This window comes from Flavobacterium album, assembly GCF_003096035.1.
GTDB lineage: Bacteria > Bacteroidota > Bacteroidia > Flavobacteriales > Flavobacteriaceae > Flavobacterium > Flavobacterium album.
Genome location: NZ_CP029186.1, coordinates 2,107,421 through 2,119,657, shown reverse-complemented (window position 1 = coordinate 2,119,657; position 12,237 = coordinate 2,107,421). Strand labels below are relative to the sequence as shown.

The following is a 12,237-nucleotide window of genomic DNA, read 5'->3' as shown; positions in this document are numbered from 1 at the left end:
ATAGGATTGAAGCTATGCTTCAATCTATTGTGCACTTATGCTTAACTGTCTCTATGAAAAAAACTATGTCCCTATGTGGTTAAATAAATTGAGGTCGTCAATAGATTTTTTCACTTAGCGGCAAACACAATTGGTTTTATTATATATTTGCCACCGACACAACTAATTGCGACATGAAAAAACAGCACTTTTTATACCTTCTTGCTATAACAACATTACTGTTTATCGCGATTTCCTGCGGTACGGATGACAGCGGACAGGAATATGTGCCGGTTTCCCCGGTAGTGCTGGACCTGGATGCTGCCCCGTATGACAGCTTGTCAAAATACAAGTTCTTTGAGGGCGAAATGAAAAACCTGCAGCCTGCGTACAAAGTCATACCCTACGACCTGAACAGCGCCCTATTTACCGACTATGCCCTTAAAAAAAGGTTCATCTGGATGCCGGAAGGCGTAAAAGCTACCTATGCCGACGATGGGAAGGTGCTTGAATTCCCTGTTGGTACTGTGCTGATAAAGACCTTTTATTACGACAACACCGTACCAAACCGTGAGACGGATATAGTAGAAACGAGGCTGATGATAAAGAAAGCCACAGGCTGGGTATTTGCCACTTATATATGGAATGAAGACCACACCGAAGCCGTATTGAATATGAACGGCAGGTCCAGGCGGGTGATGTGGTACCAGAATGATGCAACGCGGATCATCAACTACAAGATACCTTCGGCAATGGAATGCGCCCTGTGCCATAAAAGCAATGGAGTGCCGGTACCTATTGGCCCTAAGCCGCAAAACATCAATAAGATGTACACTTATGCCGATGGCACCGAAAACCAGCTGTCAGGATGGGTAAAAGTTGGCTATCTGGCAGAAGGCTACCCTTCGCAAATAAACTCGACCGTAAATTGGGAAGATACAAGTAAGCCTTTGGAGCTGAGGGTGCGCTCGTACCTGGATATCAATTGCGGCCACTGCCATACTGATGGCGGACAGTGCAATATGCCCTCGATGAACCTGGCGTTCGAAAAAACTACAGACCCTGCAAACCTTGGTGTATGTGTTGAACCCCATGATTTTGTTACAGGAGACCAAACCCATATTGTGGCGAAGCAAAACATAGACATGTCACTGCTTTATTTCCGGATGAGCAATAACGAAATGTCTGAAATGATGCCTATGGTGGGCCGCACTATAGTGCATGAGGAAGCCCTGGCCCTCATCGAACAATGGATAAATTCCATGGATGCGCCCTGCCCGTGAATTTAATCGGATTATTTCGCTTTATCGCCTAAACTTTTAACACAGAGGAAGCTAACTTTTCTTTAACAAAAACTTCAAACAAAAAGGTTTTATCATATATTTGTTATCATTTTACAAAAATTGCTACGATAATACCATGAAAAAACTTTACGCTTTAAAGAATTTGTTGTTTTTGTCTTTATTTATTACACTTACCTCATGCGGAGACGACGAAGAATACATTAAAGTTTCCCCGGTACAACTCGACCTTTCGGCAGTTCCTTATGCAAAACTTTCAGATTATAAATTCTTCGAAGGCGATATGAAAGACCAGCAGCCGGCCTACAAAGTGCTGCCCTATGACCTGAACAGTGCGCTGTTTACCGACTATGCGCACAAGAAGAGGTTTGTATGGATGCCTGATGGCGCAACTGCTACTTTTACAGCGGATTCAGAAATATTGAATTTTCCGGTGGGTACTGTCCTGATAAAAACATTTTACTATGATAATGTACAGCCTGCCAACACGACACGGATCATCGAGACCAGGCTGCTGATAAAAAGGCAGACAAGTGGATATTTGCCGATTACATCTGGAATGAAGACCAAACCGAAGCGGTACTCAACCTTGAAGGCGGCTATACCAATGTATCGTGGAGCGAGAACGGTACTGTAAAGACAACAAATTACCAGATCCCTTCGGCTTCTGAGTGCCTTACCTGCCATAAGACTAATGACAATCCTATACCGGTTGGGCCAAAGCCGCAAAACCTCAACAAAATGTTTACGTATCCCGAAGGTGCAAAAGACCAGCTTTCGCGATGGGTTGAAGAGGGTTACCTGGATCACAAACCAAATGATATAGTATCTACTGTTGACTGGACCGACACCAGCAAGCCACTGGACCTGAGGGTAAGATCCTATGTAGATATCAATTGCGCTCATTGCCATAAGGAGGGTTCGCACTGCGATTATATGTCCATGCGTTTCGCATTCAACGAAACAGGGAACCCCCAAAATCTTGGAATATGTGTGCCTCCGCAAGAGCACCCAAGCCCGTCTCTCACTTATATTGTTGCCAAGAGAAATCCGGGACGCTCCGCATTGTATTACCGGATAAATTCAGTTGAACCTTCAGAAAGGATGCCTATCCTGGGCAGGACCATAGTGCACGAAGAGGCTGTGGCTATGGTGAAGGACTGGATCAATTCTATGGACGCACCCTGCCAGTAACCTATGACTACTACTAATAACTAAAAAACAAAAAACTATGAAACAAATTTTTACTCTTGCGTTTCTCTGCCTGAGTCCGCTTGCCCTATTGGCACAGCACGATTGTGCCCATCCACAGGTGGTTGGGCCCGGCACGTATAATGTATCCCTGACTGCCGGCAGCGAAGTGCCCAATCCCATTTGTACACCGGGACAAAGCGGAAACCTTACCAAAGGTGCATGGTTTTCATACACACCTGCCGAAATCCATACTACTACAGTAAGCACTGCAATATCGCTGACGGTAGATACAAGGGTACATGTGTATAAAGGCTCCTGCGGCGCCCTTGTTTGTGTGGCTGGTGACGATGACAGCGGCCCGGGCTATACTTCTGTAGCATCCTTTACGGCAGAAGCCGGTGTTACTTATTATATCGTTTTTGATAATAACTGGGAAGGTTCAGCTGAGTATAGTGACAATTTCCCTTTTACGCTTACTGAAGCAGTATATGTACCGCCATTATTTGAACCCCAACAGATAACCCTCAACGGAACCAAAAACTGTGTGGTGGATATGAATGGTGACTACCTGGACGACATTATAGGTGTAGATAACGGCGTAGTGCATGTGTTATACCAAAATGCCAACGGTAGCGGGTTTACGGCTGCCGACATTCCGGCGCTAACTTCTCAAAATACGCCTTCCTGGAGCATCGCTGCAGGCGACTATAATAAAGACGGGTTCAATGACCTATTGTACGGAAGCGGCGGAGGATCTACCGTAATGATATCAAACAGTACGGGAACTGCTTTTACCTCAAAGCTTGAAACCCCTGCAAGTTTCCTTACACAACGCACCAATTTTGTTGACATTGACAACGATGGCAATCTCGATGCCTTTATGTGCGACGATAATGCTGCGAATGTATATTTCCTTAATACCGGCAACGGCGGCGGAAACTTTAAACGTAGCGGCCTTAATGGAGCGCCGGATCTTGGGGTATACCCTACCGGGGGCAACTATGCTTCAATTTGGGTAGATTACGACAATGACGGAGATATTGACCTGTACATCGCGAAATGCCGCGGTGCTAACAATGATGCCGCAAAAGACGAATTGCACCGCAATAACGGCGATGGCACCTTTACCAATGTCGCAGAGGAACTTGGCTTTGCCGATTATCACCAGTCATGGTCGAGTGCATGGGGCGACTTTAACAATGACGGCTTCATGGATGTACTTGTAGGGAGCAATGCGGGGCTTGATGGATCGCTATTCACACAAAAGCTAATGAAAAATAACGGTGATGGTACTTTTACTAATGTTACCGCAGGCTCCGGACTGGATACATTTTCAGGAACCAGCAGGGATTATTTTGCGCACGATTTTAATAATGACGGCTTTATAGATATCCTTGGCGGAGGCAACTATGTATTGTATAACAATGGTGACATGACTTTTACAGTTGCGGCTAACTCCCCGGAGCCGGGACCTGTAGGCGACCTTAATAATGATGGCTTTCTTGATATACAAAATGGCAATACCATCCACTTTGGTAATGACAATGGAAACAACTGGATCAAGATACACCTGAAAGGTATACAAAGCAACAGGAACGGTATTGGTGCACGGGTTGAAGTATATACCGATGCCAACCACAAATATATCCGCGAAATAAGGAGTGGCGACGGTTTTGAGTATATGGGTTCACTGAATGCCCACTTTGGATTAGGAGAAAGCGATGTGATAGACCATGTTGTAGTGCGTTGGCCGTCGGGAACGGTTGACATCGTAGAAAATCCGGACGTTAAGTCTTCTTTATTAGTTACAGAAGGACAAACACTGGGCAGGAACGATGCATCCGCATCTAAATTCGTTATGTACCCTAACCCTGCGAAAGAAGTACTGAACATTAACAGCAATGGCCTGTCTATAGTGAAGGCGAATATCTATGACCTTGGCGGAAGGCTTGTAAAAACGGCCGATGTTGCTAACGGAACAATACAGGTACAGCAGCTTACCAAAGGTACTTATATCATCATCATGCAGGATTCTAATGGCAGGCAGCATTCTTCTAAATTCATTAAAGGTTAATTAAATCCTTTTCAAATAAGATACCCGTTTCATTTTACTATGGAACGGGTATTTTTTAGTTTACCTTTAAAAAAAAGCCCCGGAACAAAATGCCCGGGGCTTTTCAATACACACACAAAACTTATTTTCTTACTACAGTCATATTTTTAATGGCACTGCCCGAAAATGCTTTCACATAGTAAGTGCCCGCACTATAGTTATCCATATATATTTTTACCGAAGGGTTTCCGGCTGTTGTATTAACAATCAGCCTGCCATTCTGGTCGTACACCTCTACCCTGTCTATTACCGATTTGGAATTGATGGTAAGTACATCTGTTACAGGGTTCGGGAAAAACTCAAATTCCTGGTTTTTAAGGTCGTCTACACCCATTGATTGTTCGGTTGTAATAGTTCCGGTCATCATGGAGTGAATGACACAATGGTAATCGGTAGCGCCTACAACTGTAAAGACACGCGAATATTCTTTGTTGCTACCGGTAAGTGTACCGCTCGTGAATGTTTCGGCACCACCGGCTATACTGGTCACACTATGCGGTGCTGAGTCGTCCCATGTCCATTTTACGGTGTCTCCGGCATTGATGGTTTTTGAAGCCGCTGTTGAGGATACCCCCATAAACCAGCTTATAACGTGAGTAGTCTGGGCACTCATGCCCGCAGAGGCTAAAAGCATTGCAAATAGTAAATTTCTTTTCATAGCATTTCTTTTTGTTGATTAATTTAAAGTAAAGCTACAGCATTAAAGAGTCTAATTTTTAAGATTTGAGTATTGTGGTGCTTTGGTTTAGTATCTGTGAGTTATTACTTAGTATTCGCAAACAAAAAATCCCGCATCCAATTGGAGCGGAATTCCTTATTATAACTAAAGATCGTTTATTGTTTTATTATCTTTTGTGTAGCTGTGCCATTACTGCCTGATGCCTTAACAAGATATATTCCCGGAGCATACTGGCTGAAATCCAGGCTGGCGGTATTTGAAGAAAGGTTTTTCGACTGCAAAAGCTTTCCGTAGATATCATAAACCATAACGCTATTGATAATTTCCCCTGACTTTACATACAGCATATCGCCTACAGGGTTTGGATATATTACGGTTGAAGCAGCAGTGTTGAACTTATCTGTGGAAAGTGAATCGTTTACCGAAGCTACCCAGCTTGATGCAAGGCTATTATCAAGGTCCAGCGACACAAGCTGCAAATAGCTGCCATTGCCATCCGCGTTTGGCCACGGGGTGTCGTCGTCATATTCTACTACATCGATGACATTCCCGAATCCATCGGCCAGTACAAGCTTTTGTGTATTATTGGATAAGTTTCTTTGGAACTGCCCGAAAGGTGCAACGCCATATTTTGCTTCAAATACTGTTGGGTTACTTGCGATATAAAGGCTCTGCCCTGCCGCCAGTGTCGCATTTACAGGAAACTGGTAGGATATGCCAAGTTCGCTCAGGTAAACGCCTGTAAGGTTTATTTCTGTCGTGCCTGCGTTGGTAATCTGAATGAATTCCTGGTCATCCGACTCAGGAAACTCAGTGGTTTCAGATGGGTTGTAGTTTATCCTGCTGATCACAAGCTCTGGTACGTCCACATTGCTGCAAGCTGTAAAGCTGCCGATATTAGCATCCATCCAGTCCATCCTTGCAAGGATAAAATCTTTAATGTTGTGTATTTCCTGCCCAAGGTTTGGCACCGTGCCCCAACGCTGCTGCTCCCTTACAGAAGCCTCGGTGATGGTTGCAATTGTTTCGTCTATAAACGTTTCAATATGATTGAAGCTTAACGGCTTTCCATCCTGTGTAAGTTCATGCCACCTTCTCGAAAAATAGCATCTGTAGGTTGAATTGTTAAACAGGTCGGTCCAGAACTTTGCCCCCTCATTGTCGCCGTTGGAGAACTGCCATATATCCGGCTGGCTCCTGTCGCCAAATACATCGAGGCCGAGGCTCAGGTTAAAATCCCATGCCGGGCCTGCCCTTAGCTTGCCGCCTTTGTCTTTATGGAAGAACGTACTTATCTGGTAAGCATCAACATTCGACGAAAATTCGTTGATGATCATAAAATCCACAAATGTAGGGATATCGATCACCGAGGGATAGCCATTAGCCAGACTGGCATTTCCGGCGCCTGAAGCCGATTCCAGCAATTGGAATTGCGAATGGATATAATCATTTTGGGCGGGTGTGATATCTTCCGGTTTCGGGAGTTCATGCACAAAGTCGGTAGGCCATCCTTGGTAGGAGTCCATTTGCCATGCTATAGGGTCGCCACCGGTAGTTTTATCTGCCTTTGTTATGTAGCCACCGGTAAGCGCCATACCTTCAGACGCATTTTCATCAATCTCCTCGATATTCACCCTTTTGGAGTCGTCTTTGATCTTTTCCTGCAAAATGTATAATCCCCGGTAATCACCATTGATGATCACTTCACAATACTGCGTTCGCGTGGCATATTGTCCCATCTGGCGGGTAAGGTTGTAGCACAGGTAATCCCTGATGAGTGAAGAATCGAATGCCAGGCCGTTGAGTATCCAGTCCCTCTCGCTTGGCATACCCAGAAGGCTTACGTCTTTTTTAGTAGTATCGTTATTTTCATAGGTTGTCCACCCATATTGCTTCTTTTCAAGTAATTGCGACGAAGAGCCGCGCAATTCAATCTTGATGCGCCCATTGTAGTTGAGAAAGCCGGCTGTGTTTTGGTCCGTCATGTAATTGCGGGTGCCATCCGGATGGAAGATGATCTTCATGCTTGCCGGGATCTTGGGATCATCCGGGATCTCCATCGGCTGGCCGGTATCAGGGTCGTTATCAGTAGTGATGATCACGATCGGCAGGTTGCTGTCGGTAAAAGTTACCTGTGACCAGGCCGCAGCCTGGATGAGCAGGAATGCCGCAATAAAGAATTTCCGTAAATGCACGAATGAGACTGTGCGTAGTTGTTGTTTCATAGGTTAATAGATGTTGTTTCAAACAAAAGTAACATTAATTTAATCATGTATATATTATAATTTAACAAAGTATACGATTATTTGACAATTAACTATGTGTTTACCCTATACTTATTATTTTCAGTCACAGGCATCGTTTCAATGCCCGTACATCCGAAAACAACAAAACCCCGCGTTTCCGCAGGGTTCATTTATAAATATCTAATGGATTAACCGTTGGTGATCACCCATTCGCCGGTGGCAAGCATGCCTTCGGCTTTTTTGAATTTCATGGTTTCGGTCTTGCCGCTCATTACGTGCTTAATGGTCACGTTGTCGTTACGGTTGATTTTCGGGGCATCCCTCATAATCGTTTCGGTAACTTGTGGGCGCTGCTGTGACTGCTGCGAAACCTCGCGTGCTTTGGCCGCCATCTCATCCGTGTTCAATACCTCATCCTTTATTTCGATGTATTCTTCCTCCTGGCGCACCGGCTGCTTTGCTTCCTGTATGTTGTTCGGGTTTTGCGATGGCAGGTCGCCTTTAAAAAGGAACGATATTACCTCTTTATTGATATCATCAATGGTTTTCTTGAACAGGTTGAATGCCTCGAACTTATAGATAAGCAACGGGTCTTTCTGCTCGTGTACCGCCAGCTGTACCGATTGCTTCAGCTCGTCCATTTTGCGAAGGTGCTTTTTCCATGCCTCGTCAACGATAGCAAGGGTAATGTTCTTCTCAAAGTCGGTGATTAGGGTCTTGCCGCCGCTCTGGTACGCTTTTTCAAGGTCGGTAACCACATTAAGCGTTTTAATACCGTCGGTGAACGGAACCACGATACGCTCATACTGGCCGTTGTTGTTTTCATATACGTTGCTGATCACCTTGAAAGCCTCAGCTGCATTGCGCTCTGTTTTTTCATTATATGCTTCCAGTACGGCTTTATATACTTTGCCTGCAAGCTCCATTTCAGATTGCTTTGCAAACTCCGATTCCGTTACCGGGGAACTTATAGAGAACGTGCGTATCAGCTCAAACTCAAAGTTCTTAAAGTCGTTTGCAGCTTTATTGTTTTGTGCGATAAGCTCTGCTGTATCATACATCATGTTGGCGATATCTATCTTCAGGCGCTCACCTTCAAGGGCGTGCCTCCTTCTTTTGTATACCACCTCACGCTGCGAGTTCATAACGTCGTCATATTCAAGCAGGCGCTTACGTACACCAAAGTTATTCTCTTCCACTTTTTTCTGTGCGCGCTCGATAGATTTTGTCATCATCGAGTGCTGTATAACCTCGCCTTCCTTAAGGCCCATACGGTCCATTATCTTAGCTACCCTTTCGGACCCGAACAAACGCATCAGGTTATCCTCAAGCGACACATAGAACTGCGAGCTTCCCGGGTCACCCTGACGGCCTGCACGGCCTCGAAGCTGCCTGTCTACACGTCTTGAATCGTGGCGCTCTGTACCAACAATAGCAAGTCCGCCCGCGGCTTTTACTTCCGGCGTAAGCTTGATGTCGGTACCACGGCCCGCCATGTTGGTTGCAATCGTCACTACGCCCGGCTTACCGGCTTCGGCAACAATCTCTGCTTCTTTTTTGTGGAGTTTCGCGTTCAGTACGTTATGCGGCACGTTCCTCATCTTAAGCATTCGGCTTAATAATTCGGAGATCTCTACCGACGTTGTACCGATAAGCACCGGCCTTCCGGCTGCTGAAAGTGCGCTGACATCTTCGATAACAGCATTGAACTTTTCGCGCATGGTGCGGTATATAAGGTCGTTTTGGTCTTTACGGGCAATTGGCCTGTTGGTAGGGATCTCTACCACGTCAAGCTTGTATATTTCCCAGAACTCGCCTGCTTCAGTCACAGCAGTACCGGTCATACCGGCCAGCTTTTTGTACATCCTGAAGTAGTTTTGCAGGGTAATAGTGGCAAATGTTTGGGTGGCTGCCTCGATCTTAACGTTCTCCTTAGCCTCGATAGCTTGGTGAAGCCCGTCAGAATAGCGCCTTCCATCCATGATACGGCCTGTCTGCTCGTCAACGATCATGATCTTGTTGTCCATGATCACATATTCTACGTCTTTTTCAAACAAGGTATATGCTTTCAGGAGCTGTGTAAGCGTATGGATGCGCTCACTTTTTATAGAGAAATCTTTGAAAAGGATATCCTTTTGCTCAGCTTCTTCCTCTTTGTCAAGGTTTTTCTTTTCGATATTGGCAATCTCAGTCCCGATATCCGGAAGTACGAAGAACTGGTCGTCTGTATCCTGCGAAAGGAATTTGATACCGTTATCAGTGAGCTCTACCTGGTTATTTTTCTCTTCGATAACAAAGTAAAGCACTTCGTCTATCTTGTGCATATCGCGGTTGTTGTCCGCCATATACTGGTTCTCTGTTTTCTGGAGCAATTGCTTCACGCCTTCCTCACTAAGGAACTTGATAAGCGCCTTGCTTTTCGGAAGCCCGCGGTACGCCCTTAATAACAGTACCCCGCCTTCTTTGGTCTTGCCTTCGCGGATGAGCTTTTTAGCTTCAGCCAAAACACCGTTAAGCAACGTGCGTTGCAGGTTTACAAGGTTATCTACTTTTGGTTTCAGCTCATTGAACTCGTGGCGGTCGCCCTGCGGTACCGGTCCAGATATGATAAGCGGCGTACGCGCATCATCAATCAATACGGAGTCAACCTCATCGACAATCGCGAAGTTATGCTTGCGCTGCACAAGGTCGTTTGGCGAGTGCGCCATATTATCCCTAAGGTAGTCAAAACCAAATTCGTTATTGGTACCATAGGTAATATCAGCTGCATAGGCCTTCCTCCTGCCTTCAGAATTCGGCTGGTGGTTGTCTATACAGTCCACAGTAATGCCGTGGAATTCAAACAGTGGCGCTTTCCAGGTACTATCCCTTCGTGCCAGGTAGTCGTTTACAGTTACAAGGTGCACCCCATTGCCGGTAAGCGCATTAAGGTATAATGGCAGCGTAGCCACAAGGGTTTTACCCTCACCTGTCTGCATCTCGGCAATCTTACCCTGGTGCAGTACGACACCGCCTATAAGCTGCACATCATAATGGATCATGTCCCAGGTAATTTCCTTACCGGCGGCATTCCATGAGTTTGCCCAAACGGCATTATCCCCATCAATTACGATATAAGGCTTGGTTGCCGAAAGCTCCCTGTCCTTGGCATTGGCAGTAACTGTGATCGATGTATTTTCCTTAAAGCGGCGTGCGGTTTCCTTCACTACGGCAAATGCCTCCGGAAGGATATCCATCAATACTTTTTCGGAGATATCGTAGGCCTCTTTTTCAAGCGCATCGATAGAAGCATAGATGTCTTCACGGGCATCGATATCCTCGGTTTTCTCTACCTCAAGAAGGTAAGAGGCTATCTTAGCGTCTTTGTCGGCACGCGCCTCGCGTATCTTATCTTTAAAATAAATGGTCTTAGCCCTGAGCTCATCATGGCTAAGCTGCGACAAAGCTTTCTCGAAAGAGCCTGCCTTAGTGATAAGCGGCTGGATGGCTTTAATGTCTTTTTGCGACTTATCGCCCACAAAGGCTCTAAGAATGCTGTTTATTAAACTCATTATGTTGATATTACTTATATTATTCTAAACAGGGCACAAATTTAACCAAAAAAAAAGCCTCGTGAAAGAGACTTTTCAATTGATCTTATTTTTGCTAATATTCATCCTCATTCCAAAGGTAATCCTCGTCCGTCGGATAATCCGGCCATATCTCTTCCATCGATTCGTAGATCTCGCCTTCGTCTTCAATGGATTGCAGGTTTTCTACTACTTCGAGCGGAGCACCAGTCCTGATGGCGTAATCAATTAACTCATCTTTGGTAGCCGGCCACGGGGCATCGCTTAAATAGGATGCCAATTCTAATGTCCAATACATCTTGTAAACGGTTAAAGTTTATGCAAAAATAAATTTTCTACTGAAATTGTCAAGTAAAAAGTGGTTTATTTTATGAAAAAAGTTAAGAACGTGTGCGGGCGTCCGAAGTCGGAGGTCGGAAGTCCGATGTTTTGAGTCGTAAGCCCGGATTTGAAACAATCGTAACTTAAGTCAAAGTACAGGAAAACTAAAACACTTCCCCCTGAAACATCCGACTTCGGACATCGGACTTACGTCCTTATAGCTTCTCCGGTATCCACTTTACCTCGTCAGCCTTCAGGTCATGGGACAACTTCCGTGCCAATACGAAAAGGTAGTCAGAAAGTCGGTTCAGGTAGGTCAAAACCATCATATCTATCGGTTCCAGCTCGTTCAAATGTACTGAAAGGCGTTCGGCACGACGGCACACACATCGCGCTATATGACAGTATGACACTGTTGTATGCCCGCCCGGAAGGACAAAATGCGTCATCGGCGGCAATTCGGTTTCCATTTCGTCAATCTCATTTTCAAGGAGTTCGATGTCTGCTTCGGATATTTTCGGGATATTGAGCCGTTCTTTACCATTCTTCAAAATCTCCTTATCGGGTGGCGTTGCCAATATGGCACCTACCGTAAAGAGCCTGTCCTGCACACGCTCCAGTATTTTCTTATAATTGGGATTAATTTCCTGGTCACGAATGAGCCCTATATGCGAATTCAGCTCATCTACCGTGCCGTAACTTTCAATTCGAATGTGGTGTTTTGGCACACGGGTTCCCCCAAATAGGGCTGTGGTACCTTTATCTCCTGTTTTTGTGTATACCTTCATTGGTTGTTGGTTGTTGGTTGTTGGTTGCCGGAACTCAGCAACGGTGA

At 45.3% G+C, this 12,237-nt stretch carries 9 protein-coding genes; 4 read left to right on the top strand and 5 right to left on the bottom strand.

The genetic code is table 11. The annotated features are described in order from the left end of the window. Positions 1-173: 173 nt before the first annotated feature. From HYN59_RS09325 to HYN59_RS09315, 4 genes are all read left to right on the top strand, one after another. Entirely contained in the window at positions 174-1,262 is a 1,089-nt protein-coding gene (locus tag HYN59_RS09325) for a hypothetical protein (RefSeq protein WP_108778009.1), read from the top strand. A gap of 136 nt (positions 1,263-1,398) precedes the next feature. Next, positions 1,399-1,917, top strand: coding sequence for a hypothetical protein (locus tag HYN59_RS18265; protein WP_245895520.1), 519 nt, complete (start codon positions 1,399-1,401; stop codon positions 1,915-1,917). A gap of 104 nt (positions 1,918-2,021) precedes the next feature. After that, the gene (locus HYN59_RS18260; protein ID WP_245895519.1) at positions 2,022-2,474 is read left to right on the top strand and encodes a hypothetical protein; all 453 of its coding nucleotides are present in this window, start codon (positions 2,022-2,024) and stop codon (positions 2,472-2,474) included. Positions 2,475-2,511: 37 nt separating this feature from the next. Continuing rightward, entirely contained in the window at positions 2,512-4,548 is a 2,037-nt protein-coding gene (locus HYN59_RS09315) for a T9SS type A sorting domain-containing protein (protein ID WP_108778008.1), read from the top strand. 121 nt (positions 4,549-4,669) lie between these two features. Here HYN59_RS09315 and HYN59_RS09310 read toward each other — a convergent pair whose 3' ends face one another. The 5 genes from HYN59_RS09310 to HYN59_RS09290 form a co-directional block, all read right to left on the bottom strand. Beyond that, positions 4,670-5,245: a T9SS type A sorting domain-containing protein gene (locus tag HYN59_RS09310; RefSeq protein WP_108778007.1), complete on the bottom strand. Its 576-nt coding sequence runs from the start codon at positions 5,243-5,245 to the stop codon at positions 4,670-4,672. 176 nt (positions 5,246-5,421) lie between these two features. Continuing rightward, on the bottom strand, positions 5,422-7,491 hold the full coding sequence (locus tag HYN59_RS09305) for a CotH kinase family protein (RefSeq protein WP_108778006.1): 2,070 nt from the start codon (positions 7,489-7,491) through the stop codon (positions 5,422-5,424). A gap of 209 nt (positions 7,492-7,700) precedes the next feature. After that, entirely contained in the window at positions 7,701-11,063 is a 3,363-nt protein-coding gene (gene secA / locus HYN59_RS09300) for a preprotein translocase subunit SecA (protein ID WP_108778005.1), read from the bottom strand. A gap of 94 nt (positions 11,064-11,157) precedes the next feature. Beyond that, positions 11,158-11,379, bottom strand: coding sequence for a DUF2795 domain-containing protein (locus tag HYN59_RS09295; protein ID WP_002986941.1), 222 nt, complete (start codon positions 11,377-11,379; stop codon positions 11,158-11,160). Positions 11,380-11,617: 238 nt separating this feature from the next. Beyond that, on the bottom strand, positions 11,618-12,190 hold the full coding sequence (locus HYN59_RS09290; RefSeq protein WP_108778004.1) for a cob(I)yrinic acid a,c-diamide adenosyltransferase: 573 nt from the start codon (positions 12,188-12,190) through the stop codon (positions 11,618-11,620). Between the last annotated feature and the right edge of the window lie 47 nt (positions 12,191-12,237).

Excerpts from the sequence above, each read along its gene's own strand:
- HYN59_RS09325 (WP_108778009.1), top strand. The coding sequence starts at position 174 with ATGAAAAAACAGCACTTTTTATACCTTCTTGCTATAACAACATTACTG.
- HYN59_RS18265 (WP_245895520.1), top strand. The coding sequence starts at position 1,399 with ATGAAAAAACTTTACGCTTTAAAGAATTTGTTGTTTTTGTCTTTATTT.
- HYN59_RS18260 (WP_245895519.1), top strand. The coding sequence starts at position 2,022 with ATGTTTACGTATCCCGAAGGTGCAAAAGACCAGCTTTCGCGATGGGTT.
- HYN59_RS09315 (WP_108778008.1), top strand. The coding sequence starts at position 2,512 with ATGAAACAAATTTTTACTCTTGCGTTTCTCTGCCTGAGTCCGCTTGCC.
- HYN59_RS09310 (WP_108778007.1), bottom strand. The coding sequence starts at position 5,245 with ATGAAAAGAAATTTACTATTTGCAATGCTTTTAGCCTCTGCGGGCATG.
- HYN59_RS09305 (WP_108778006.1), bottom strand. The coding sequence starts at position 7,491 with ATGAAACAACAACTACGCACAGTCTCATTCGTGCATTTACGGAAATTC.
- secA (WP_108778005.1), bottom strand. The coding sequence starts at position 11,063 with ATGAGTTTAATAAACAGCATTCTTAGAGCCTTTGTGGGCGATAAGTCG.
- HYN59_RS09295 (WP_002986941.1), bottom strand. The coding sequence starts at position 11,379 with ATGTATTGGACATTAGAATTGGCATCCTATTTAAGCGATGCCCCGTGG.
- HYN59_RS09290 (WP_108778004.1), bottom strand. The coding sequence starts at position 12,190 with ATGAAGGTATACACAAAAACAGGAGATAAAGGTACCACAGCCCTATTT.